Annotated in this window: 17 protein-coding genes; 15 read left to right on the top strand and 2 right to left on the bottom strand. The window is 49.3% G+C overall.

Going from position 1 to position 26,514, the window contains the following annotated elements:
• Positions 1 to 1,234 (top strand): glucosaminidase domain-containing protein (locus PAV_RS37445; protein ID WP_338010924.1); only part of this gene is annotated, 1,234 nt, incomplete at its 5' end.
• Between the two features lie 578 nt (positions 1,235 to 1,812).
• Here the strand turns inward: PAV_RS37445 and PAV_RS35480 are convergent.
• Positions 1,813 to 1,953 carry a hypothetical protein gene (locus tag PAV_RS35480; protein ID WP_005552232.1) on the bottom strand — a complete coding sequence of 47 codons (141 nt, stop codon included), beginning with the start codon at positions 1,951 to 1,953 and terminating at the stop codon, positions 1,813 to 1,815.
• Between the two features lie 147 nt (positions 1,954 to 2,100).
• Between PAV_RS35480 and PAV_RS30045 the strand changes: the two genes are divergently transcribed.
• The 5 genes from PAV_RS30045 (at position 2,101) to PAV_RS30025 (ending at position 12,026) form a co-directional block, all read left to right on the top strand.
• Positions 2,101 to 2,307, top strand: a complete 207-nt coding sequence (locus PAV_RS30045; protein ID WP_005552231.1) for a helix-turn-helix domain-containing protein — start codon at positions 2,101 to 2,103, stop codon at positions 2,305 to 2,307.
• Between the two features lie 195 nt (positions 2,308 to 2,502).
• Positions 2,503 to 3,813: an aminotransferase-like domain-containing protein gene (locus PAV_RS30040; RefSeq protein ID WP_338010923.1), complete on the top strand. Its 1,311-nt coding sequence runs from the start codon at positions 2,503 to 2,505 to the stop codon at positions 3,811 to 3,813.
• Positions 3,814 to 4,002: 189 nt separating this feature from the next.
• A complete protein-coding gene (locus PAV_RS30035) occupies positions 4,003 to 7,533 on the top strand; it encodes a discoidin domain-containing protein (RefSeq protein ID WP_005552229.1) in 3,531 nt (1,176 codons plus the stop codon).
• A 346-nt stretch (positions 7,534 to 7,879) separates the two neighbouring features.
• Positions 7,880 to 8,920, top strand: a complete 1,041-nt coding sequence (locus tag PAV_RS30030; RefSeq protein ID WP_005552228.1) for an efflux RND transporter periplasmic adaptor subunit — start codon at positions 7,880 to 7,882, stop codon at positions 8,918 to 8,920.
• A 1-nt stretch (position 8,921) separates the two neighbouring features.
• Positions 8,922 to 12,026, top strand: a complete 3,105-nt coding sequence (locus tag PAV_RS30025; protein ID WP_005552226.1) for an efflux RND transporter permease subunit — start codon at positions 8,922 to 8,924, stop codon at positions 12,024 to 12,026.
• A 98-nt stretch (positions 12,027 to 12,124) separates the two neighbouring features.
• On the opposite strand, the gene PAV_RS30020 is transcribed toward PAV_RS30025, so the two are convergent.
• A complete protein-coding gene (locus PAV_RS30020) occupies positions 12,125 to 13,042 on the bottom strand; it encodes a serine hydrolase domain-containing protein (protein ID WP_005552224.1) in 918 nt (305 codons plus the stop codon).
• 458 nt (positions 13,043 to 13,500) lie between these two features.
• On the opposite strand from PAV_RS30020, the gene PAV_RS30015 reads away from it, so the two are divergent.
• From PAV_RS30015 to serC, 9 genes are all read left to right on the top strand, one after another.
• Positions 13,501 to 14,292 (top strand): alpha/beta hydrolase, encoded by a 792-nt coding sequence (locus PAV_RS30015; protein ID WP_005552223.1) that lies wholly within the window; start codon positions 13,501 to 13,503, stop codon positions 14,290 to 14,292.
• Positions 14,289 to 15,251, top strand: a complete 963-nt coding sequence (locus PAV_RS30010) for an ABC transporter permease (RefSeq protein WP_005552222.1) — start codon at positions 14,289 to 14,291, stop codon at positions 15,249 to 15,251. Before PAV_RS30015 ends, PAV_RS30010 begins: the two co-directional genes overlap by 4 nt.
• Before the next feature lie 15 nt (positions 15,252 to 15,266).
• The gene (locus PAV_RS30005) at positions 15,267 to 16,169 is read left to right on the top strand and encodes a carbohydrate ABC transporter permease (protein ID WP_005552221.1); all 903 of its coding nucleotides are present in this window, start codon (positions 15,267 to 15,269) and stop codon (positions 16,167 to 16,169) included.
• A 343-nt stretch (positions 16,170 to 16,512) separates the two neighbouring features.
• Complete coding sequence (locus PAV_RS30000) at positions 16,513 to 18,108, top strand: type 2 periplasmic-binding domain-containing protein (RefSeq protein WP_005552220.1); 1,596 nt, start codon at positions 16,513 to 16,515, stop codon at positions 18,106 to 18,108.
• A gap of 269 nt (positions 18,109 to 18,377) precedes the next feature.
• Complete coding sequence (locus PAV_RS29995) at positions 18,378 to 20,543, top strand: glycoside hydrolase family 3 N-terminal domain-containing protein (RefSeq protein WP_005552218.1); 2,166 nt, start codon at positions 18,378 to 18,380, stop codon at positions 20,541 to 20,543.
• Positions 20,544 to 20,667: 124 nt separating this feature from the next.
• Positions 20,668 to 24,063, top strand: a complete 3,396-nt coding sequence (locus PAV_RS29990) for a GH36-type glycosyl hydrolase domain-containing protein (RefSeq protein WP_005552216.1) — start codon at positions 20,668 to 20,670, stop codon at positions 24,061 to 24,063.
• Positions 24,064 to 24,240: 177 nt separating this feature from the next.
• Positions 24,241 to 25,206: a LacI family DNA-binding transcriptional regulator gene (locus PAV_RS29985; protein ID WP_005552215.1), complete on the top strand. Its 966-nt coding sequence runs from the start codon at positions 24,241 to 24,243 to the stop codon at positions 25,204 to 25,206.
• Positions 25,207 to 25,293: 87 nt separating this feature from the next.
• Positions 25,294 to 25,440 (top strand): hypothetical protein, encoded by a 147-nt coding sequence (locus PAV_RS35475; RefSeq protein ID WP_163979111.1) that lies wholly within the window; start codon positions 25,294 to 25,296, stop codon positions 25,438 to 25,440.
• A complete protein-coding gene (gene serC, locus PAV_RS29980) occupies positions 25,412 to 26,503 on the top strand; it encodes a 3-phosphoserine/phosphohydroxythreonine transaminase (RefSeq protein ID WP_005552214.1) in 1,092 nt (363 codons plus the stop codon). The genes PAV_RS35475 and serC overlap by 29 nt, the downstream gene beginning before the upstream one ends.
• The last annotated feature ends 11 nt before the right edge of the window (positions 26,504 to 26,514 follow it).

Raw genomic sequence — 26,514 nt, 5'->3', positions numbered from 1 at the left:
AAGAATGGTTAAATGGAGCGATTATGGTTTCACCGTAACAAGTCCATTCGGGAGTCGACGAGATCCCATTAATGGCAAAACAGCAGAACATACCGGTATCGATCTTGTAAAGGCGCATAAAGCGCCTATTTTTGCGTTTATGGCCGGCGAGGTTGTCCATGCCCGAGAAGGTCAATCAGGTACGGGGTTCGGCGGTTTTGGTGTTGTGGTAGCCATAAAGGACGAGCACGGCGCGTTACACTGCTATGCCCATTTAAATAGTTGTAGCGTATCCGTAGGGCAACGCGTGAAGGCTGGGCAGGAGATAGGTAAGCAAGGAAACACAGGCAGAACAAACGGTAATGGCGCTTCTAATGGAAAGGGATCACACCTTCACTATGAAGTACGGACAAAGGCCACGCCATCATATGGATTCGGTAGCCATACCGATCCAGATACTTATCTATCCAAATACTTAGAACAGGGAAAGGGGACAAGCAAGATGAAGCCAACAGATTTCATTGCAAAGATCGCACCTGCGGCCGTGGAGGATATGAAGAAAACAGGCGTACCGGCCTCCTTGACGATTGCGCAAGCTGCACTCGAAAGCGGGTGGGGAGGTAGTGGACTGACGGTAAAAGCAAACAACCTATTCGGTGTAAAGGGAAGTGGACCGGCTGGAAGCGTAAAGATGCCGACAACCGAATACCGTCCGGACGGAACATCGTATCAAATACTTGCTAATTTCAGGGTGTATCACAACTGGGCTGAGAGCATTGAGGATCATTCCAAGTTACTTGTAAACGGAACAACGGACGACCCAAAGAGATACCATAAGGTTCTCAATGCGGATTACAAAACTGCATGCGTTGAGGTATGGAAAGCAGAATACGCAACTTCACCTGAGTATCCCAAATTGCTTATTGATCTAATAGAGCAGCACAAGCTAGATAAATACGATCAAATGGGCAAGGTTGAAAAAGCTACAGTAGAGCTTAACGGCAAGAAAATTGCCGAGGGTACATTTCTGAACGGGCTTGTCACAGTGCCGATACGAGACATGGCCGAAGCATTAGGTGCTAAACTTGTATGGGACAACATCAAGAAAATAGCGACAGTAAACGGAAAGAAGATTGTTGGGACACAGGTAGTAAATGAACGAGCCATAGCGCCTGTCCGTGAGGTAGCAGAGGCAATGGGTTACCGCGTAACTGGATGGGATGGGATACTACGAAAGGTGACTATTCAAAAGTAATTCATTCTGGTGTATAATGGAAATGTGCAATAGTGCACACAAAGAGCTGTATGGGAAAGCATCCCTGCAGCTCTTTGTTAATTAGCAGTAATTCCCCATAAGTCTTCATCAAATATTCCTACACAAATATAGAGGGGCAAAAGCCCCTCCTACAATTATTTCTATTCGATTACTTGCGACGATGCAGCCAAAAGATTCTTCAATCGTTGGACCTTCTGACTGTCGTCAATGTATCTGTCATCAAGGATACATTTAGCCCAAGATACAGTCAGGACGAAAATGACATCAACGTCCCAGCCAGAATAAGCCGGTTCAAGACGTTTAGCATGGAAAAGATTAACGAAGTCCCGGACACTTTCGAGTTTCGAGAAAGGGGGCAGCAGCCCCCACGTGCGGCTCATTTGAACAGGGTGATGATATTGATAGCGAGAGATAGCATCATAATCCCGATCGCTACATCCATTTTATCGACTTTTCTCATCGCACATCTGTCCTTTCATTTATTGTGTTTGATTGTGTTATACTTGAGTAAGGCGACCGAATCACCACCCGCCCCCGTAGGGGCGAGTAGCTTCCTCTTACTTTAAGAGGGAGATGACCGCGGTCACGAGTTGGGCTAAGGCCGTGAGAAGCAAGACCCATTCGCGAACCTGAATTCGGTCGCCTTTCTTTTCTGACTCTGGCGGTGGTGCCGGAGTCTTTTTCTTTTTCTTACTCATGTCTGTGTTCACCTCCTTTCTATACTCTTATTATACTACGAATAACGTAATAAAACAATACGAAAAACGTATTTAATATAAAAATATTTACGATAATAGTATTAATGCGATACGTTTATCGTATATAATGTGGTGAGAGGTGATATCATGATTAAGTTCGACCTTAAGGTTATGCTTGCCAAGCGCGAGATGACCCAAAAAGAACTTGCAGAGAAAACAGGCATAAGACCGCCCACCATTTCAGCATTTGCAGTCGGAACAATCAAGCACATACCCGTTGATGTACTTGATAAGATTTGTGATGCTCTTGAGTGTCAACCTGCCGATTTAATGAGGCACGTCCCTGACGATTAAAAGCCCCGGAAAATGCTCCGGGGCTTTCTCTTTGCCCACATTACCCACAAACTACCCACAAAAATGATGTCAAACATCGGATCACGTTGTCCAACCTTGTCTATAGCAAAAGCCCCAAAAACCGTGCTGTTACAGCATTGTGAGTATTGTTGTCCACCGATGTACAACGTACATATATTTGCCGAGCAAATACATGTGAACCGAAGCACTGTCGTTCAAGCCTATGAGGAGCTGCGTGCTGCAGGCATTATCGAAAGCATGGTCGGCAGCGGTACCCGAGTAAGTAAGTCGATGTGGGGAACGGGTTCTCAGCAAACGCCAGATTGGCATCAGTATTTAGATGGATGCAAGGTGGTCCAGCCTGATCCGCTGTACTCACAAATTATTCGTTCCGCATTGGATTCGGGCAGCAGCTGCATTGACTTTGCCAGCGGGGAACTGTCCCCCGATTTGTCGCCAAATGAAGAAATGCGGATGCTTTTGAGCGAGCATCCGCTGCACGAGGATATGAGTTATGACCATTCGCAGGGCTATATGCCGCTGCGGGAGGTTTTGTCCTCCTTTTTGCATCATTACCGCGGGATTCGAACGACGGAATCATCGATTTTGGTTACGTCAGGATCTCATCAATCGCTGTATTTAATCACCCACCGTTTGCTTCAGCCAGGGGATGCGATTGCGATTGAGGATCCTTCCTACTATAATTCTCTGCCTATGTTCCACGCGGCTGGCTTGCGCTTGTTTCGGCTGCCTGTAGATGAGAAGGGGATATGTCCGGATGGGATATTGTCCTTGTATCGGGAGAACAACATACGGATGATATTTGTGAATCCGAATTATCATAATCCAACGGGCCGTGTGCTTGATCCTTCTAGACGGGAACAGTTGCTTGAGATTTGCGGCAGCTTAGGCATTCCGATAGTGGAGGATGATCCGTTCAGCCTGACCTCCTTTACAGGTAATCCGCCGCCGACACTTAAATCGCTAGATACGAATAATACCGTCATTTACATTGGTTCATTATCCAAAATTGTAGCCTCTGGCCTGCGGATTGGTTGGATGGTTGCCCCGCAGTCAGTCATCACTCGGCTTGCTGCTGAACGTCAGCAAATCGACTTCGGGATGAGTGTGCTGCCACAGCGAATCGCTGCACGCTTGCTGTCAGAAGCTTATTTTGACCAGCACTTGGTGCGGCTGCGGCAGGAGCTTCTCAAGAAGCGGAATTTGCTTATCGATGCTTTGCAGCGCGAACTTCCGGGGGAGGTGGCGTATTCGCTTCCGCAAGGAGGGCTGCACTTATGGTGTAAAGTGAACCCCCCATTCCATGATACATTATTGCTAGAAGAAAGCGTAAAGCAAGGGGTATTATATTATCCCGGAACGGTTTACGGCTCAAAAGCCGGGTATGTCCGGTTTACGTATGCAAGACCGCATGAGGATGAAATTGACTTAGGGATAGCGCGATTTGCCCAAGCGTTAAAAGCATCCCGGCAGCGTATGAAATGATACATGTTGGAGAAAAAATTCAAAAAAGAGATGCATTTGGAATTTTTCCCCTTTCTGATTGCATTTTTTTGTAATATGATGGAGAGGCAAGATTAAAGTAAGCGTTTACGAAGCAGAGCGCAGTTGAGTGGAGGGATGAGGAAAAAGCGAACATACATTTTTGATAACGAGAAGAGATGGAGGGAAATAATGAAACGATCCATTTATTTGAAAGCGATTTCTATGCTGCTCAGTTTGATGGTTGTCTTGACTTCTGCACTTACAGTAGTTCAGCCTGCCAAGGCGCTTGCTCAATCAAATGAGCAGGATGGCGTGAAAGTGGAATATAAAACGGATGGCCCTGTTATATCCGTACCAGATAAGGCGGATGGTACTCCACCCAGTGTAACTGATGTCGTTTATGATAAGGATGGCAATATCATTCCAGATCCAAATGGGGATGCAAATGAGGAAGCCGCCCGCCTTCTCGCAGCTGCTACATTTAGCGGAACGAATCTAGCGCTGCATAAGCCGGCGTTTTCCTCTGGCAATGAAGTGGATTATTTAGGATCTGAGCTGGCTGTAGACGGTAAAGGGAATACAAGATGGTCTTCAGCAAAAGAAGATGAACAATGGTTTTATGTAGATTTAGGTGAGAAGAAATCGTTCGATCGAGTGGTTATCCGTTGGCAAACTCCGGCTGATACATACAAGATTTTTGTATCGGATGATGCCAAGACATGGACGAATGTGAAAGAAAATGACGGCATTATTCCATGCAAGGGCGGTGTGGAAATCGTTGATTTTCCTGTCCGCGAAGCACGTTATGTGAAGTTCCAGGGCGTCAAGCGCGCGCCTGTTGAAGGTATACTGTACGGCTATTCTTTCTATGAATTTGAGGTGTATCAATTGTCTGATCTGCAATCGGTCATTGATAAGGTGACGGCTGCGCTAACCGTACGGGCCGGACAGACGAAGCTTGACTGGACCGCTGCAGGAGTGCCCGAAGGATACAATGTGAGCGTATTTGGCAGCGACAGACTTCCGGTCATTGATCGCGATGGCAACATCCATACACCGCTTGTAGATGCCAAGGTGAATTTGATTATCCAAGTGGAGGAGCAGAACAATCCAGATCGGAAGCTGCTGTCAGGTAGTGTACCTGTAATCGTTCCGGGCTTGCATAAGCAGACGCCGGATCGCAATGCTGAGCCGGAAGTGATTCCTTCTCTGCGCGAATGGTATGGGGATTCAGGAAATTATACATTAACTGCATCTTCGCGGATTGTCGTTAATCCGAAGGATGAATCACAGTTGCGCAAAGCGGCGGAGATTACTCGCGATGACCTGCTGGATATGATAGGCTATACGCTAGAAGTGGCAGTAGGACAGCCGCAAGCAGGCGACATTTATTTGGCTATTGACCCATCCTTGTCTTTGCTCGGAAATGAGGGCAATGTGTTCAAGGTAGCCGAGTACGTATCGATTACCTCTTCATCGGCAACAGGGGCATTTTACGGCACACGAACGGCGCTGCAAATTATGAAGCAGCATGAGGATCACACGATTCCGCGCGGGGAAGCAAGGGATTATCCAAAGTATGAGAAGCGCGGACTCATGATTGACGTAGCACGCAAATTTTTCACGATTGATTTCCTTCAGGATTATGTGAAACTGTTGTCCTGGTACAAGATGAATATGTTCCAAATTCATTTGAATGATGATGTTGGTGAACCGTTCGCAGATGGCACGCGTGCAGCCTATCGCTTGGAAAGCGCGACGTATCCGGGGCTTGCAAGCGGCAGCGGCTATTATACGAAGCAGGAATTCAAGGATTTGCAGCTCATGGGCATGGACTACGGCATCAATATTGTACCGGAAATCGACACGCCAGGACATTCTCGCGCATTCACGACCTACAATTCGGCGCTTGGAGATGACTCCCACTTGGATATCTCTAAGCCGGAAACAGTTGAATTCATCAAGAACTTATTCAATGAGTACTTGGATGGAAGTGATCCGACCTTCGTTGGGCCGGAAGTGCATATCGGTACGGACGAATATTGGGGATCGGATATTGAGCGGTTCCGATGGTACATGGATACGCTCGTGAAGCATATTAACAGCAAGGGGAAGCATCCGCACATGTGGGGTGGCTTGACGCAATATAACGGAACGACGCCAATCAGCAACGAGGCAACGATGGGCATCTGGTATGAGCCATACGGCGCGCCGCAGCAGGCGGTGGATCTCGGCTATGATGTCATCAACTCTCAGAATGTATACATGTACATCGTGCCTACCCTTTACGGCAACTATTTGAATTCACAATTTCTGTATGATGAATGGGAGCCGAACAAATGGGAGAATACGACGCTGCCGCTTGGACATCCGCGTGTAAAGGGCGGCATGTTCTCCATGTGGAATGACGTATCGGAAGCGAATGGCTTGTCGATGGACGATGCGCATATTCGATTGCTGCCAGGCATACAGGTAGTGGCAGAGAAGATGTGGACGGGAACGCGTGATGATAAGTCTTTCGCGCAATTTAACAATCGTACGAAGGTGATCGGCGATGCACCGAATGCCGATCGTTCTCACAAAATTACCGTGGGGAATCCAGATAATCTTGTTATGGAATACCTGTTTGAGCAAGAATTCAAAGATAGTTCTGGCAATGGCTTTGATGGCAAGGCAGTTAATGTGGATATTGCGGAAGGCAAGTATGAGCAGGGGGCGCGCTTCAACGGAGGAAAGAGCTACATCGAGACACCGGTCGATGCGATTGGGTTCGGTTGGACTGCATCGATGTGGATCAAGCCTGACAAGGACAATCCAGAAGATGCTGTGTTGATGGAATCGCCTGTTGGTGCGCTGAAATTGAAGCAAGGCAAGACAGGCAAGCTTGGGTTTAGTAAAGAACATTATAACAGTACGTTCAATTATGTCGTTCCAGAGGACAAGTGGACACATATTTTGTTGAAGGGCGATGACAAGGGTGTATCGCTGTTCGTCAATATTGATGAGTATGTCGAACGTCTGGAAATGCAGTATCCGAAAATGCACACGCTCGTCTTGCCGTCGCTTCGCATCGGCAGCGAGACCAACGCATTCAAGGGCACCTTGGATAATGTGGTCATCTACAACAAAGCGATCGAACTGCTCAGCACGGAAAATTTGGCGCTAAATAAGGCGACAGAATCTTCTGAGCCAGAGTTCCCGTATTATTCTTCTGATAAGGCCGTGGATGGAAATGAGTCCACACGCTGGTCAAGCAAGTATGTGGATGATGCCTGGTTCCTCGTTGATTTGGGAGAGGACAAGGACATCAATAAGATTGTGATTAAGTGGCAAGGTGCATATGCAGAAAAATATCAAATTTTGGTTTCAAATGACAAAGCAAACTGGCGCAACATTTCCGGAGAAGGCGGAGTCCTTGATTCCAAGGGTACATTAGACATTCTTGAATTTGATACAACGCAAGCTAGATATGTGAAGTTCCAAGGTGTAAAGCGGGCAACCGTCTTCGGCAACTCGTTCTTCGAGTTCGAGGTATACTCGCCAGGGCAAATTCCGGAGTACAAGCGTTTAATTGAAATGGTGGAAAACCTTCTGCCGAAGGTAAACGGCAATGAGAAGCTGCGCCAACTGATGCTGCAAGTATTGAATCGCTATCCATATGATGCGAACCGACCAATTGATCCGATAAAGACGCTCGCCTCGCAGCTTCAGCAGAAATAGGAAGGTCAGGCCTCGCTTCCTTGCCGGAGGCGAGGTTTTTGTGTGATCTATTCAATTTCTTGTTTACGGCTCATGGTAAGGGAGCTAGTGAAAGTTTCCTATGTTATCGAGAAAACGATTCTGATAATGGAGTCATAGAGATATCGTATGACAAATCAACATCACGTAATCTTCACATGTTTATCCATTCTACTGAATGACCCGTTATTCATTTTCGTGTTATCATTAAGGGGAGCAGCTGATATTTTACGTCTAAACCTATTAAGCAGAACTTTAGTAAAAAGGCTGCGTTGAAATGCTAAAGGGATTATTTCATAAATATAGACAAAAGGGGAGTGGGACAGTAATGGCAGTGAGAAGACGTTGGCTGATTACGGGCAGTATTTTGCTTATGCTCGGAGCCGCGACGGGATGTGGAAGCCTAGAGGAAGAACAGCCAATGCAGGGGGCACAGGAGAAGGAGACGCCTGTTCAGGTGGCAGCCGTGCAGAAGGGGGCACTGAATCAGACCAATGAAATGATTGGATCGGCGAGTGCAAGCCGGTCTGTCGAGGTGATTCCGAAGCTGAGTGGAGAACTGAAAAGTGTGCATGTGAAGAAGGGTGATACTGTCAGCAAAGGCGCCACTTTGGCAAGCGTAAAGGCGGACGATCTCGACATTCAGCTCCGCTTGGAGCAGCTAGGCTTGGAACAAGCGCAGGATCAATATAAAACGCTGCACAATGCTCAGGCGTCCGAGCTTGAATTGGATCAGGCGAAGCGCAGTATCGAACAGGCAGAGCTCCGTATTCAGCAAGCGAACAACCGTAAAGCAGACGCATCCATCAAGGCGCCGATCAGTGGTCAGGTGGTGCGTGTAGCGGCGGAGCAAGGGGAGCTTGCGGCAGGCACTTCGCCGTTGTTCACGATCGTGTCAACCAATCCGATCAAGTTCACGGCGAATGTGAGTGCGAACCAGATGCTGCTTCTGCAAAATCGGAAGGAAGTCAAGGTGGAGCTGCCGGATCTAGGCAAAACCATCAATGCGCGCATTACCTTTTTATCGCCTGTTGCGAACGAATCAGGATTTTACGCACTGGAAACACAGGCAGAGAACAAGAAGGACGAGATTAAGCCAGGTATGACGGCCAAATTCTTGGTTGATCAGCAAGTGCTAAAGGATGCTTTGCTCGTGCCGACAGAAGCAATCGTCGAGAAAAATGGCGCTTCGCACGTATTCGTCATTCGCGATGGACAAGCTGTCGAGGAAGCGGTAGAAGTGCTTGAGGCGCAGTCCAAGCTGACGGCGGTGAAGGGCAAGCTTCAGCCGAACGATCAGGTTGTTGTCAAAGGACAACTGACACTGACAAACGGCAATAAAGTCAAAATTGTCGAGGGGGCACGCTAACGTGAAAGTAATCGATGTCTCCGTTAAGCGTCCTATCGGCGTAATGATGCTCGTGCTGGCGATTCTGGCACTGGGTTTATTCAGTCTGCGGAGTCTTGCTATCGACCTTTTCCCGAAAATCGATGTGCCGATTGCAGTGGTCGCAACCTCCTATCAAGGGGCTGCTCCAGAAGAAATTGAGAAGCTGATCTCCAGACCGTTGGAGTCTTCTCTCAGCACGATTCAAGGGATTAACACGCTGTCGTCTCAATCACAGGCGAATTCCTCGCTGGTCATGTTGCAATTCAAGACCGGCACGAATATGGATAACGCCCTGATCGATGTCCGGGAGAAGGTCGATCAAGTGAAGGGGATGCTTCCCGACGATGCCAATGATCCGACCGTGCTTCGTTTCGACCCGAACCAGATGCCGATCATTACGCTTGGCTTAACTGGCGCAGCTCCAGAGAAGCTTCAAGAATATGCAGACAAGACCATAATTCCAACCTTGGAACGAGAACGTGGGGTTGCATCTGTATCTGTTGCTGGGGGCAAAACGCGAGAAATTCTCGTTGAGCTCAATCGTGCAAGCTTGTCGCGATACGGTATTACGCCAGCTCAAGTCGTACAGGCGATCAATGCAGAGAATAAATCTCAGGCAGCGGGCTCTGTGCCGAAAGGCGTGCAGGAGCTGCAAATCCGCGTGAAGGGCGAATACAGCTCCGTAGATGAAATCAAGCAGACTATCATTCATTTGCCGCGTGGAGGACAAATACAGGTCAGTGACGTAGCTGTTGTCAAGGATACGTTCAAGAAGCAAACCTCGCTGACGCTAGTAGATGGCAGCCCTGCTCTTGTCCTGTCGGTGCAGAAGCAATCGGATGCGAATACCGTTGCGGTTGCGGATAACATCGACAAGGGACTTAGCAAGATGAAGGACGTATTGCCGCAAAGCATTGAATTAAAAAAAGTGTCAGATACATCGACCTTCATTCGTCAATCCATTGATAGCGTCATCGGCAATATGTTGAGCGGCGGCGCATTGGCCGTCGTGATCCTGTTGCTCTTCTTGCGCAGTGTACGCTCGACCTTCGTTATTGCGCTGTCCATGCCGATTGCGATTATTTCGACGTTTACGCTCATGTATTTTACGGGGCAGACGCTCAATATCATTTCGATGGGCGGGCTTGCGCTCGGCATCGGGATGATGGTCGATAACTCTATCGTTATATTGGAAAATATCTTTACCTACAGGCAGCAGGGCATGTCCATGAAGGAGGCTGCCGTGAAGGGGGCATCTGAGCTCGCTTCTGCGGTTATCGCCTCAACAATGACAACACTCGTCGTGTTCCTGCCGATCGTGTTCATTCAAGGCTTGACTGCCGATATCTTCCGGCCACTCGCACTGACGGTGTGCTTCTCGCTTATTGCATCGCTCGTCGTGGCGATTACACTCATTCCGATGCTGGCATCGAAAATCGTATCCGAGAAGAAGATCATGCAGCAGGAGAAGAAGGGCTGGTATTTGCGCTTCTTCGGCGGGTTTGTTGCAGGATATAAAAAGATATTGAAATGGGCGCTCGGACATCGCAAAACGACGGTGTTTGCCACGATTGCTTTACTAGTAGGGAGTTTCTTCCTCGTACCGTTCATCGGCATGGAATTTATGCCTGGCGGGGATCAAGGGCAAATTCAGATCAGGGTTCAGACGCCTAGCGGCACAAGTCTGGAGGAGACGAAGAAGACCGCTGACGAAGTGGCAGCACTGCTCAGGCCTTATGAGGGCATCATCGAGACGGCTTCCCAATCGATTGGCGGCGGTGGAGGATTCGGCGGAGGCGGAACAAATTCCGCTACGTTCACCATTCAATTGGTTCGGGCTTCGGAGCGGGATATGAAGACCAAGGAACTGATGCAGAAATTAACGGATGCGACAGGCAATATTGCAGGGGCAGACATTACCGTGTCTGCACAGGAGTCAGGCCTTAGTGCAGGCGCTCCGATCCAGATCAAGTTGAACGGCCAAGATCAACAGATATTGGAGGAAGTGGCGAATCAAGTGGTGTGGATGATCTCTGACGTGCAAGGGGTATACAATGCAGAGTCATCCGCCGCGGAAGGTAATGCGGAGTTGAACATTATCGTCGATCGCAGCTTGGCGGCTTCCTATGGCATCTCGTATCAACAAATATTGAGCGAGATTTCGCTTGCCATGAATGGGCAGACGGCTACGCAATATCGAGAAGACGGCAATGAGTATAATGTGAAAGTCATTATGCCAGAGGAGGAGCGCAACAGTATCGCTGCATTGAATGCCTTAACGATTCAATCTCAGAATGGCCAGTTAATTCCGCTATCTGCTGTTGCGAAATTCAATCAGCTCCAAGGGCCTGTCATGATTCAGCGCGAGAATCAACAGCGTCAAATTAATGTTATGGCTGATATTGCGGGCAGAGATCTGGGCAGCATATCGAAGGATATTGAACAATCGTTGAAGAAAATGAACTTCCCAGAAGGGTATTCGTACTCCATGGGCGGAGCGAGTGAAGATATGGTGGAAGCGTTCGGGGATCTTGGAATTGCACTCGTATTCTCCATCTTCCTCGTCTATATCGTCATGGCGGTTCAATTCGAATCGCTTCTGTATCCGTTCATAATTATGTTTGCGATGCCTACGACGTTCATTGGGGTTATTGGTGGATTGTTCATTACGGGCACACCGCTGAGCGTAACGGCGATAATCGGTGTCATTATGCTCGCCGGAATCGTCGTAAACAACGCGATCATATTGGTGGATTACATTAACATCCAACGCCGTAGCGGATTAGATCGTCATGAGGCAATCATGCAAGGTGCGCCGAGCCGGATTCGCCCGATCTTCATGACGACGTTAACAACGGTGCTCGGCTTGCTGCCGCTTGCACTCGGCATCGGGGAAGGGGCGGAAATGCAGGCACCGTTGGCGGTAGTCGTTATATTCGGACTTTCCTGCTCAACCATCTTCACGCTGCTGCTGGTGCCAGTCATGTACACGTATATGGATGATTTCTCGAACTGGATGAAGCGCTTGTTCACACGCAAAACGAAAGTGGAGAACGTGAGCGAAGCAACGGTATCCCATTCATGATGCCAATTTCCAATATCAAAGAAATGTTGGTATAAAGACAAGCTCCCGCGAACGAATATAGTCGTTTGTGGGAGCTTTTTTATGGAGAGGCAATTTTGCTATAATAACGGCCAAATCTTTGCCCACACCGCATCCAAAATGTCCTGCAGCCGATCTTCCTGACTGTTGATAGCGATCACGGCACCCTTATCGGGCATGATAATACAGAACTGTCCATATGCGCCATCAGCGCGATAGGCATTATGGGAGCACATCCAGAATTGATAGCCGTAGCCCTGGCACCAGTCAAAGCTGCCTTCATTGTCGATCTGCTTACTCGTTGCAAGCCGAATCCAATCGGCAGGGACAAGCTGTGACCCGTTCCACATTCCCTGCTGCAGAAGCAACTGACCAAAGCGGCTCAGTTCTTCGTTCGTAAGTGCAAGCCCGGCACAGCCAAGCGTTACGCCGAGCGGCGAGGTATCCCACGTCTCTTTCGTAATCCCAAGTGGCTCGAACAGCCTTGGGCGCAAGTAGTCGTGCACCGTCAGTCCGACAGCTGCTTGCACCATTGCCGATATCATGAAGGTATCACCACTGCTGTATGTGAATCGCTCACCTGGCACTCTATCTAGAGGCAGCGACATGTAGTAGCGAACCCAGTCCTTTTCCTGCAGGGAAGCTCGTTCCTCTGCCCAGAGCGGGGGAGAGTCATGCCCGGAAGACATGCGGAGCAGCTCGCTCAGTTTGATGCCTGCGGGGCGAAGCAGGGGATTGGGCTCCGTATGCATATGAGCGTACTGCGGGAAAAAATCTCCCAGCGTCGTGTCCAAGGCCAGCTTGCCTTCCTCGATGGCGAGACCGACGGCCATGCACGTGAACGATTTGCTGATTGAGTGCTGCAGGCGCCGGCTGTCTCCTTTCTGATCCCATTTTCCAATCAACTCCCCGCCTTGACGAACCCGCACAGAGGCGACCTGCAATTGTTCAGCCGTAATCCGATTCACGAATTCGGTTAGGCGTGAGGGTCTCATCATCTCTATTTCTCCTTTCCCGATGAGCGGTATGTTCTATATTCCCCCAGTCCATTTCGTGTACATTCTATTTCGAATATAAATATTGCCGTATATATCATAGATGGACTCGGTAGAAACGTATCCAAATCACTTCATGAAAATCGTGAAATCACGCGTCATCATTGAATAGAAACGTTTCGGTAAATGGTGATGAAATCTATAATGCAAGTATGTCATTGATTCTAGTACGTTGTCAATGAGTCTATAGTAATCGCTTTCTTTTTATTTTATGTATCAAAAACTGGGTAATTATCAATAAAATGTAGTCATAATTTCCCTGTTGATCAATTTCATCAAAAAAGGATTGACAGATTAAAGATCAGAGATCTATGATTGTGTCGAAACGATTCGAATAAATCGCTTACATTACGTAGGACAGAACTATAATTTCAAAAATCCTAAAATGAAAGGGATTACATATGGCGCATGTCACGATAGAAACTGGGTCGAACATTTTACGAATGAACACGAGCGTTCACGTCATTTATCCCTTGGAATCGCACATTCCTCCAAGCAGTACGCTCTATTTGCTGCATGGTGCTGGTGACAATGCGAGCACATGGCAGCGGCTGACGACGATTGAGCAATATGCGCAGCGGCACAATTGTACGGTAATTATGCCAGAGGCGAATCGCAGCTATTACACAGACATGGCGTACGGACTCGACTATTTTACATTTATCACCGAAGAGCTTCCCGACTTGTGCAGCAAGCTGCTCCAGTTGAATGTCGAGCCAGAGCATACATACGTTGCGGGCTTGTCGATGGGAGGATATGGCGCTTTGAAATGCGCACTTACCTATCCCGAGCGCTACGCCAAGGCAGTATCGTTGTCTGGGGTAACAGATCTACAGCGACGCCTCCGCGATCCCGATATGCCCCAAGGAATGGTAAAAGAAATGCAGGCGGTGTTTGGCGTGGATTTACTTGTGAAGCCCGAGCAGGATCTATATGCGCTGGCTGCCAAGAGGATGGATGCGGGAAGCTTGATGCCGCACATTTTGTGCTGCTGCGGCTCGGAAGACCCCTTCATTGAAATGAATCGAGCGTTTGCTGCGCACATGAATGCCGCTTCCTCATCCGGGTTCCACTTTCGCTATGTAGAAGATTCAGGCACCCATGACTGGGTATTTTGGGAGAAGCATTTGAGGACAGTCTTTGACTTTCTTTTTGACAACAAGAAGCGAATTGAGAGGGGAAATGCAATGTGAAATCTGCAGCCTTGCAAGGGCCTGACGGCAAGCTGAAGAGTCGATCGAAGCTGGGAGCGCTATTCAGTGATATATGGAAGCATCGAATGGTATATACGCTGCTCCTTCCTGGGCTGATCTGGCTTCTACTATTTGCGTATTTGCCGATGGGCGGCTTATCGCTCGCCTTCAAGGATTATAAGGCGAACCTGGGCATTTGGGGCAGTCCATGGGTCGGATTCGAAAATTTCAAGTACGTGTTCCGTGATCCCGCCTTTCTCGATGCGCTCTGGCGGACGTTGTACATCAACATCATTAAGCTGGTTATTCAATTCCCATTCCCGATCCTGCTGGCACTCATGCTTAACGAGCTCCGAATGAAGCGCGCGAAAAAAGTATTTCAAACCGTGCTGACGTTTCCCCATTTCTTGTCATGGATAATCGTGTCAGGGGTTGTCATTAATGTACTGGCCTATGATGGACTTGTGAACAGCGCGCTAGCGCTGCTTGGATTGCCAACGATAAATTTCCTTGGGTCAGAGAGCACGTTTGTTCCGATGCTGCTGCTTACGGACATTTGGAAGTCGACCGGATGGGGAGCCATTATCTATTTGGCTGCCATCTCGGGAATCGATCAGGATCAATTCGAATCTGCCCAGATTGACGGGGCGTCACGGATGCAGCAGGTGTTCCGCATTACATTGCCCAACATTATGCCTACCGTCACGGTCATGTTCATTCTGTCCGTGGGCGGACTGATGTCCTCGGGCTTTGATCAAATTTTCAACTTGGCAAATGCAGCTACGAAAAATGTGTCCGAGGTGCTGGATGTGTACATTTACCGGATCACCTTCCAATCTTCAACCGACTTTTCGTTCTCAACGGCGGTCAGCTTGTTCCGATCTCTGGTGAATATGATCCTGCTGCTTGCTGCCGATCGAGTAGCGAAAATGCTGGGCGGAGACGGGCTATTCCGATAAGGAGGGAATGCAACAATGAGCAAGAAAACGGCAAGGCGGTCAGCGTTCCGCAGGGAGAAGATGACTGCCCTCGACTACATCTTATTTCTCATTTTACTTGGTATTGCACTGTTGATTCTCATTCCATTCTGGAATGTCATTATGATTTCATTCTCGACACCGAAGGAGTACGCCGACAATCCGTTCATGCTGTTCCCGAAAAATCCGACGCTGGCCTCCTACAAGGCGCTTTTCATGGACGGAAGTATTCTTATGGGATACTGGAACACCTTCAAGCTGCTTATTGTCGGTTTGCCGTTAAGCCTGTTCCTGACGAGCAGCATGGCTTATGGACTTAGCAGAAGCAAGTTTCCGGGCAAACGGATTATCTTCTTTCTCGTGCTGTTCACGATGATCTTTAACGGTGGCATCGTCCCGCTGTACCTGATCATGAAATCCCTGCATCTGACCGGGACATTATGGTCTGTCATTTTTGCCGGCAGCTTCAGCGCCTTCAATATGATCCTGATGATGAACTATTTCTACAGTCTTCCAGAATCGCTGATGGAATCCGCGCGCTTGGACGGAGCGGGCGAATGGAGAATTATGTTCTCAGTCGTGCTTCCGCTGGCCGCTCCCATTATGGCAACCATTACGCTGTTCTATGGCGTCGCATATTGGAACAGTTGGTATGATGCGATGATCTTCCTGCGCAAGGCAGAGCAGCTTCCGCTGCAGAACGTGCTTCGCACCATTATTGTGGAATCGACGACGAACGCATCTAATGCTTCAAGCGTAAGTGCTGTCGGCAAGCAAGCTTTTTCAACGGGGATGAAGATGGCTGCAGTGTTCGTCACGATGGTGCCTATCATGTGCTTCTTCCCTCTGCTTCAGAAGCATTTCGCTAAAGGGGTGTTAACAGGGGCAATTAAGACCTGATGATACACATAGATTTTTGTTATTTTGCATGATGGTATGACGGCAATATGCATCAAAAATCTAAAGGGGTAGTTTAAATAGGTCGCTTTTGATCACGAAGAAAATAATGTACAGGAAGTGAATCGGCGTCGAATCTTGCATTCACTCGAAGAGCGTATGCTTTCGAAGTATGTTTCTTTCAGAAACATTTTAGCTGCTCATGTAGTCTTGCCTACATTCCGCTGCTCCTTACAAGCTTTGCGCAGCAAAGCTCACTTCGGAAGCATAAGCTTCGAGTTCTTGCAACCTTCTCGGTGCTGAAAAGTGACCTATTGAACTCGATCTTAAAAAGGGGCGACAAAACATGAAAGCAGACAAAAAGCTGTCGGTAAGATCCATTCTTCTCCTCTCGCTATGTCTGGTAGTGCTGCTGGCTACAGCATGCTCGAAGGAGGGGGCGCAAGGGGGCAACGAGAAAGATGAAAACGGAAATTACAAGGATAAGCTCAAAATTTCCGTGGCAAGCACCATTAATCTGAAGGACGGACAATTGAACAATGAGTTCCACAAATTCTGGATGGATAAATTCAATCTGGAGTGGGACTACAACTTCATTGAATGGGATTCATGGGCGGAAAAGCTGCGGCTGTGGGTCAGCTCCGGCGATCTTCCTGACGTGGCTACATGGAACTATATTCACGGCGACGCGGTGAACTATATCGACCAAGGGCTTCTGTACAAGTTCCCGGACGATTGGAAGGAGCGCTGGCCGAACGTGGCTACTGCCTACAAGCTGACTGGGCTTGGCGAGAAGCTGGAAGAGCTGAAGGGCGGCACTTATCTGCTGCCGCGTCCCGTGTACTACGAGAACAAGCCTGCTGATCCGCTTGTCAACCAAAACGGCGTTATTGTCCTGCGCAAGGACTGGGCAAAGGCTGTCGGCTTTGAATTAAAGGATGCCTATACGACAAGTGAATTAATGACGTTTGCCAAGCTGGTGAAGGAGAAGGATCCGGGCAAGGTCGGCGCGAATCTGGTCCCTCTTTCCTTCAATGCAGGAGATGCATTGGTGAACATCATTATGCCGAACAGTGAGCATTCCCGTGTGGAGTCTGCCTTCTATAAAGGAGAGGATGGAAAATATCACTGGGGGCCAGCGGATCCAGAAACGCTTGTCGGCTTGAAGCTGATGCAGCAGGCGTACAAGGAAGGACTGTTGAATCCTGAGTTCTATACATGGAAAAACAGCGAGGGAGGCGACAACTTCCGCGTGAAAGGCGCAGCGGCAGTAGCCGGCCTTGGCGGTCTGGCTTCCTTTAGACAAGACGTGGATAAGGATATGCAGAAAAACCTGGGCGTGAGCAGCGACGATCTTGTTCATACTGCGATCGTGCTTGGCGACGACGGCAAATATCGAAATCTGGAGCAGGCAAATTTCTGGTCGGCACTCATTTTCTCGCCGAACATCAGTAAAGAGAAGTTTGAACGAGTTATGGACTTATTGGATTATTCGACTAGCACAGAAGGGCAAATGATATTGAACATGGGCTTCGAGGGCAAGGATTGGAAATACGGCGACAACAAGGAGCTTGTAAGCCTGCTGCCGGAAGGAACATCGCTTGAGGACAAATATCCAAGCCGCTTTGAAGGGCTGTATTTATTAGGAGACGACTTCAGCATCATTAACCCGGCGATTAAGAAGGAATATCGCGACCGCTCCGTTCTGCATTATCAGAACAAGGCGAAGCTGGGCAAAGAGGGCGGTAAGCTGGCCGCCTATGACTGGACGGTTCAATTGCACGATTCCAAGGTAAAGAACCAGGCAACTTTCACTTACGAGACGGAGTACACGAATCTTATTTTGCAGAGTGGTGATCTGGAATCGAACTGGAAAAAGTGGGTGGAGAGCAAAATGTCACTCGTACAGCCGGCTCTGGATGAGTTGAACAATTTGAAATAGGTACGATTTGTTTGAATGAACCCGGTATGCCAATTGAGGACAGGGATTGCTGCTGCCGGGTTCCTTTTCCACAATATTGTTCTTCTCAATGAGGAATTTGCACAATCGATGATTGCTGCTCTTTGGCGCACGCACAACGGAGTCAAGTATTGCGCAAGTCCCTGAGGAAGGAGAAGCACTATTTAAGGAAATGAAAAATGAACATCCCTTCGAATGATGACCAGTCAATGATCTTTCATACGAGAAATTCGAACCGTGGAGGAACTACTATGGATAATCAACAACTTAAAGCGCTTGTACAACAGATGACATTGGAAGAGAAGATTGCCCAACTGCTGCAGCTTACGGGACATTTCCATGAAGGCTCAGACAGCGAAGGACAGGTAACGGGGCCGATGGAAGAAATGGGCATAACCGAGCAGATGGTTGCAGCGAGCGGCTCTGTGCTTGGCTTGTCCGGGGCGCAGGCTGTAATCGATGTGCAGCAGAATTATATGAAGAAAAGCCGTCTTGGCATTCCGCTTCTGTTCATGGCCGATGTCGTTCACGGCTTCAAGACCATTTTCCCGATCCCGCTCGCGATCGGCTGCTCGTGGAATACGGAGCTCGCAGAACAGAGCGCGGCAATCGCAGCGCGAGAGTCGGCAGTTTCAGGCATTCATGTGACGTTCGCACCAATGGTCGATCTGGTGCGTGATCCGCGCTGGGGAAGAGTGATGGAAACGACGGGCGAGGATCCGCATCTGAACAGTTTATTCGCGCGGGCGTTTGTGCGCGGCTATCAAGGCAGCGATATAAAGGGAGATTCGGAGCGGCTGGCTGCATGCGTGAAGCATTTTGCCGCTTATGGGGCACCGGAAGGAGGCCGCGAGTACAACACGGTTGATATGTCGGAAAGGGCTCTGCGCGAATATTACTTGCCTGCGTACAAGGCAGCGCTGGAGGAAGGCTGCGAGATGGTCATGTCTTCCTTCAATACCGTCGACGGTATACCGGCGACAGGCAATGAGAAGCTGCTGCGCGGCATTCTGCGCGAGGAATGGGGCTTCGGCGGAGTTGTGATTTCGGACTGGGCTTCCATACGGGAAATGATTGCTCACGGTGCGGCTGAGGATGATCGCGAGGCAGCTCTCCGTGCTATAAGAGCGGGCGTGGACATCGAGATGATGACGCCGTGCTATGTACATCATTTGCCGGGGCTTATCCGCGAAGGCAAGGTAGATGAGGCGCTTGTCGATGAAGCGGTGCTGCGTATTCTGCGCCTTAAGGACAAGCTGGGCCTATTTGAGAATCCGCTGCGCGGCGCGAATCCGGAACGGGAGCGCGAGATTCTTTTTTGCGCGGAGCATCGCAAGGCATCCTACGAACTGGCAGCCAAATCCTGCGTACTGTTGAAAAATAACGGCATGCTGCCACTGCAGCCTAATACCAAGGTTGCACTCATTGGACCATTCGCTCAGAGTGAGGACGTGTTAGGCTGGTGGTCCTGTGTCGGTGCGAAGGAGGATGCAGTGAAGCTGGGTGATGCCTTGTTGGAGCGGCTGCCAAGCGGTCATCTGAGCATCGCGGCTGGATGCGGCATCGAGTGTATGACAACGGCTCAGTTGAAGGAAGCGCTCAATACGGCTGCTGCCGCGGATGTCATTGTGCTTGCGCTGGGCGAGGAATCCGCGATGAGCGGTGAAGGCGCCTCCCGTACGGATCTTCGTCTGCCGGAAGTGCAGCTGGATCTAGTGAAACAGCTGAAGACGCTTGGCAAGCCGATGGCTGCTGTCTTGTTCAACGGACGCCCGCTTGATCTGCATGGTGTCATCGAATCAGCGGATGCTGTATTGGAGGCATGGTTCCCTGGCAGTGAGGGCGGAGCAGCTGTTGCGGACATCTTGCTTGGCAAGGTGAATCCGTCAGGCCGGCTTACGATGTCATTCCCGCAATCGGTTGGGCAGGTGCCGGTTTATTACAATCATTTCAATACAGGACGGCCGCTGAATCCAAGCAAGACGGATGAACGCTATGTCTCGAAATATATCGACTGCTCGAATGATCCGCTGCTTCCGTTCGGCTACGGATTGTCCTATACATCGTTCGCCTACAGCAATCTGGAGCTTTCCAGCAGCGAGATAACAGATGAGGAGAAGCTTGAAATCCGCCTAACCGTTACGAACACAGGAGCGATAGCAGGTGTGGAAACGGTGCAGCTGTATATCCGCGACATATCCGGCGAGGTTGTTCGTCCGCTGCGCGAGCTGAAGGACTATGTGCAGATTGAGTTGGAATCAGGAGAAAGCAAGGAAATCCGCTTCCACTTAACCGAGGAGCAGCTAAGATATCACCATTCCGATCTTCGCTTGGCAAGCGATGAAGGAATGTTCCAGGTACATGTTGGATCGAACAGCCGTGATACATTGCAGGACTCTTTCCGACTCGTTCGCTGATGCTGATTTAGGAATAAAAAGATGAACGACCAAAAAGGTATAGCCTTACTAGAATAACTACTAGAACTAGATTTATAGAAACAAAAGAAGACTTGCTATGACTGGGATAGGAGGAAGGGCAGACATGACGACAATAGAGAGATCAACGCAGTCGAAGTTTACGATTCAAGCCGGCGAATTGTACTTTTCGTTTTGGTCGAGCGGTGATTTGCATCAAGCAGTTAGCGGGCAGATCATGCTCAATCAGTTGGTAACGAGTCCGCTTGATGGCTCGCTCAACAATTTATATTTACGGATTCACGACGATTCGGGTATCCGTTTCTATCCGCTGCTCGGGATTCGCTCGCGAAGTGCCGTTCGGACGGAAGGAAATCAGGTAGTATGGGAAGGAGCCGTTGAGGGAGCGGCGTATAAGGTAACCTTTGCACTTATGAGAGAGGGCATTTGGTTCTGGGATGTTGCTGTACGTGGGGAGGGGATAACCGTCGATATCCTGTATGGTCAAGATCTTGGCATTGCTTCAATAGGTGCGGTACGAAGCAACGAGGCGTATCTGTCGCAATATATTGATCATGCTGTCTTCGAGGATGAAGAGATCGGCTGTGTTGTCTGCTCACGCCAGAATCAACCGCAAGGCGGAGCATTCCCATATATGCAGCAGGGAGCGCTCAGCCGCGCAATTGGCTACTCGACCGACGGATTTCAATTTTTTGGATTGTCCTATAAGGAAACCAACATACCGGCGAGTGTGAGCAAACCTTGTCTTTCCAATGAAGTGTATCAGTATGAATTTGCCTATACTGCGCTGCAATCGGAGCGAGTTACGCTTCATGGGGAAGAGCGATTTGTATTTTATGGTCTGTACAGAGCAGACCATGCAGCCGCAATAACGGAACTGGAGTATCGGGACGAGGTGGGGCAGGCATGGGAAGCTTACTTGTCCGAGTCAAGTCATATAGCTGCGAACGAAAAAAATGCAGCATCGAATCCGTTAAATCCTGTCCAATTCAATGCCGATATGGCTGAACCCCTGCGGACGCTTTCGATGACAGAAGCAGAAGTAGAGGCACTTTTCCCGGAACGATATCAGGAAGAGCGCATGGATGGCAAGCTGTTGTCCTTTTTCACAGACACCTACGAGCATGTCGTGCTAAAGGAAAAGGAGCTTCTCGTCGAACGTCCGCATGGACATATCGTAATGAGCGGAAACAGCGTGAAATTGGGCGCGCAGGTCATGACGACGACTGCTTATATGTACGGCATATTCAACTCGCATGTGGTGGTTGGCAACACCAATTTCAATAAAATGATGAGCAATGCTCGCAACCCGCTGAACGTGCCAAAGACGGCGGGACAACGCGTCTACGTGCACATGAACGGAGAGTATCGGCTGCTCGCAATGCCATCCATGTTCGAGATGGGCTTCAACTACGCACGCTGGTATTACAAGACAGACGACGACATGCTGATTGTGACGAACTACACGGCAACGGATGCGCCTGAGATCCACTTGGACGTCCGCTCTGTGAGTGGAACGGCCTACAAGTATGTGGTAACCAATCAAGTGACGATGAATGTCAACGAGTACGAGCTTCCAGTTCACATGAAGCAGGAGGGCGGTACGCTGATTTTCCATGCCAATAAGGAATCGCTTAGCGCTAAGGTGTGCCCGAATCTTGAATATCGCATGTGGGTGGAAGGGGCGCCAGTGACGATCGGTGATGAGACGATGCTGGCAAGCGGGATCCAATCCGGTGACGCTTCGCTTGTTGTCATGCAGCTTGATGCGACTCAGGAATGGACGTTAACGATCCACGGATTGCTGGATAGACGAGAGCGTGCAGCGAATTTGGAGCACTCCCCGACGATACGTGATATCCAAACTGAAATGGATGAATACCGTGCCTTTTTGAAAAGCTTGATGAACGAATTCCATCTTTCGTACGGAGTGGGACAGTCCGATGAACTGTTCAAGATGAATGCCTTGGCGTGGTGGTACACCCACAACATGCTCGTTCATTATGCAGTACCGCACGGACTAGAACAGTATGGCGGAGCGGCTTGGGGAACGCGGGACGTATGCCAGGGGCCGGTTGAATATTTCATGGCTACTCACAAGTACGAGCAAGTGCGGGATATTGTGAAAATGGTCTATTCCCATCAATATGAGGACGATGGAAACTGGCCGCAATGGTTTATGTTCGATGAGTATGTTACGGTGCAGCAGGAGGAGAGCCACGGAGATATTATCGTATGGCCGCTCAAAGTGCTGGGCGATTATTTGACGGCAACCGGGGATTACAGTATTTTGAAGGAAAAGGTTCCTTATACCATGAAGCAGCGTTTTAACTTCACGTCGGATAAGGCGACCATACTGGAGCACGCCATCAAGGAAATCTCTTATATTCGTAAGCATTTCCTTCACGATACGCATTTATCGTCTTATGGCGATGGAGATTGGGATGATACGCTGCAGCCGGCGAATGCGCAGTTGAAGAAATATATGATTAGTAGTTGGACCGTAGCGCTTACGTATCAAGCAATGAAGAAATTTGCTGATGTGCTGCTTGCAGCAAACGAGAAGCTGGCTGAGGAATTGCAAGAGATCGCATCTGGCATTGAACAGGACTACAAACGCTACATGCTGCACACGGAGGTCATTCCCGGCTTCATCTATATGGAAGATCCAGCGCATGCCAAGCTGATGCTGCATCCGACGGATACGGAGACAGGTATTCAATACCGGCTTCTGCCAATGACGCGCAGTATTATTGCCGAACTGGTAGATGAGAAGCAGGCACGCATTAATTATCGTTTGATTCAGGATCATCTGTCGTTCCCGGATGGTGTACGGCTAATGAATCGACCGGCTCAATATGCAGGCGGCGTCAGCACGCATTTCAAGCGGGCTGAGCAGGCTTCGAACTTCGGACGCGAGGTAGGACTGCAGTATGTGCATGCGCATATTCGCTATGTTGAAGCGATGGCGAAGCTTGGGTGTGCGGACGATGCTTGGCGCGGATTGGAGACGATTAATCCCGTTGGCATTTGTGAGGTCGTCCCTAATGCGGGGCTGCGTCAAAGCAATGCCTACTTCAGCAGTTCAGACGGGAAGTTCAATACCCGATATGAGGCGCAGGAGAATATGGACGCGCTTCGCAGCGGAGCGGTGCAGGTGAAGGGCGGATGGAGAATCTATTCCAGCGGTCCAGGAATCTATATGAATCAACTGATTGCGAATGTGCTTGGCATTCGGCAGGCTGAAGGCGATTTGGTCATTGATCCTGTACTTCCGAACACGATGAACGGGCTGCATTTTGACTACCATTTTGACGGAAGACAGGTTACCTTCATTTATCATATTGCAGGCGGTGGCGTGAGCCGCGTAGCGATAAATGGGATGCAGGTGAATGCGGAGAGGTTGAATAACCCGTATCGGCGAGGTGGCATACAGATTGCCAGTGCGGATGTGGAGCGCGAATTGAAAAGCAGTGCAAATCGGATTGAAATATGGATGTAAGGAAGGCAAAGGCGATCTTTTCCGGATCGTCCTTTTCTCTATAATGCTACAATAGGGAAAGGACATCTGAAGAGCGTGAACGGACATCGGCACATCTCAGTAAGACAAAGCGGCATCCGAACGGATGCAACATCATAAGGAAGAAGGATTGGTTACCAAACGGAGGATTGAGGACAAGTGGTCAGTATTAAGGATATCGCCAAAAAAGCAGGAGTGTCGATTTCTACGGTATCTTATGCCCTGAACGGCAGCAGCAAGGTGACGGATGAGACAAGCTCAAGAATATTGGCTATTGCCAGAGAATTGAACTATGTACCAAATGCTGCTGCCCGCAATTTGAAAAAGAGAGAAACAAAGATCATCGGAGCCTTTTTAACGGACTTCAAGGGCGAAGTATATGGCGAATTGCTGGACGGCATGAAGAAGGTATGCAATGCGCAAGGCTATGATCTGATCGTATGCAGCGGGAAGCAGTCACACCGCATGCTGCCGGAACGAATGATAGACGGGGCCGTCATTCTCGATCAGACGTTCACGAGCGAGGAATTGCTTATGTACGCTGATCGCAACCATAAGATCGTGGTACTGGATCGGGAATTGGATCATCCGAACATTAATCAGGTGCTGTTGGACAACAAGGCGGGCGCCTCCTTGGCGACGGAATATTTGGTGGAGCAGGGGCACCAGAAGATTTATATTGTGACAGGCCCGCCCGGATCGTTTGATTCCGAGCAGCGGATGAAGGCCGTGAAGCTCGTGTCGGATCGAGCAGCGAATGTGGAGTGGATTGAAATCGTCGGCGATTTCAACAAAAGCGGCGGTGAGAGGGCTGCTGAGCAAATCTTGCAGGAGTACAACAGGCCGGCTGCTGTATTCTGCTTAAACGATGAAATGGCGGTGGGGCTGTGCAATCGTATTTCGGATACAGAACTTCGTATCGGCGAGCATATTCATGTCGTCGGGTTCGACAATATTGAGCTGACTCGTTATATGCAGCCGCGCCTCGCAACCATCGATTATTCTAAACATAAGTGGGGCGCGCTCGCATGTGAACAACTGCTAAAAATGATTGCTGATGAGAAGGTCGAGCATGAACGCGTCTACGTTACCCTTGTTAAGGGGGAATCCGTAGGCAAAGCATAAAAGAATGAGCCCTATTATGCCTCTCTGTCTATGAGAATCGTTCGACATCCATGTCAATCAACTGCAAAACGTTTGGATTGCTCCTTGATGGCGAACTCAAATACTGCTATCATTATCGATAAAATATCGCTAGCAGAAGACGTTCGGATCATTTCATGGGCGCCTATGAACATGCTAGTCATGGAGACAAAGGTGGGAGAAACCGATGGGACAACATCGCGCGTACAATTTTAATGCAGGGCCGGCTGCGCTGCCGCTGGCTGTATTGGAGCGGGCACAAGCCGAATTCGTGGATTTTCAAGAGCAAGGCATGTCCATTATGGAAATGTCGCACCGCGGAGCGGTATATGAACAGGTTCACAATGAAGCGAAACAATTGCTGAAAGAGCTGCTGGGCATTCCTTCTGGGTACGATGTATTGTTCCTGCAGGGCGGAGCAAGCACGCAATTCGCGATGGTGCCGATGAATTTGCTCTCTGAAGGTAAAGTAGGCGCATATGTACATACCGGAAGCTGGGCGGAAAAAGCAATTAAAGAAGCCGAGCTGATTGGTGCAACTCGCGTTATTGCTTCGACAGAAGCGGATCGCTTTATGCGCGTTCCGGCGCCTGAAGAGGTTGTTGTACCGGAGGATGCGGCCTACGTGCATATTACTTCGAATGAAACGATTGGCGGAACGCAGTATTCAGCCTATCCAGACAGCGGGTCTGTACCGCTTATTGCGGATATGTCCAGTGATATTCTGTGCCGTCCAGTAGATGTATCCAAGTTCGGTATGATCTACGCAGGCGCTCAGAAGAATCTGGGGCCGTCCGGTGTTACCGTTGTCATTGCGAAAGAAGACCTGATCGCGAGCAGCCCGAAGACGATTCCATCCATGCTTCGATACAGCACGCATTATAAAAATAATTCCTTGTACAATACACCACCTTCCTTCTCCATCTACATGGTCAATTTGGTGCTGCAATGGCTGAAGGAGCGCGGCGGCCTTGAACAGGTTGAACGCGATAACCTTGCTAAGGCAGAGCTCTTGTACAGCACGATTGATGCTAGCGGAGATTTCTATCGCGGCTGCGCGGAGCGCGGAAGCCGCTCCCTCATGAACGTGACTTTCCGCTTGGCGGACGAAGAGCTCGAGAAGGCATTCATTAAGCAAGCTGGCGAAGCAGGATTCGTAGGTCTGAAAGGACACCGCAGCGTTGGCGGGCTTCGCGCTTCCATCTATAATGCGGTGCCATACGAGAGTTGTGAGGCGCTTGCGCAGTTCATGAAGCACTTCCAACAACGCAACGGCTAAAGGGAAAAGTG

It is taken from the genome of Paenibacillus alvei DSM 29 (assembly GCF_000293805.1).
Classification (GTDB): domain Bacteria; phylum Bacillota; class Bacilli; order Paenibacillales; family Paenibacillaceae; genus Paenibacillus_B; species Paenibacillus_B alvei.
The sequence above is the reverse complement of the archived record's forward strand: the minus strand, read 5'-3'. Positions and strand labels throughout refer to the sequence as shown.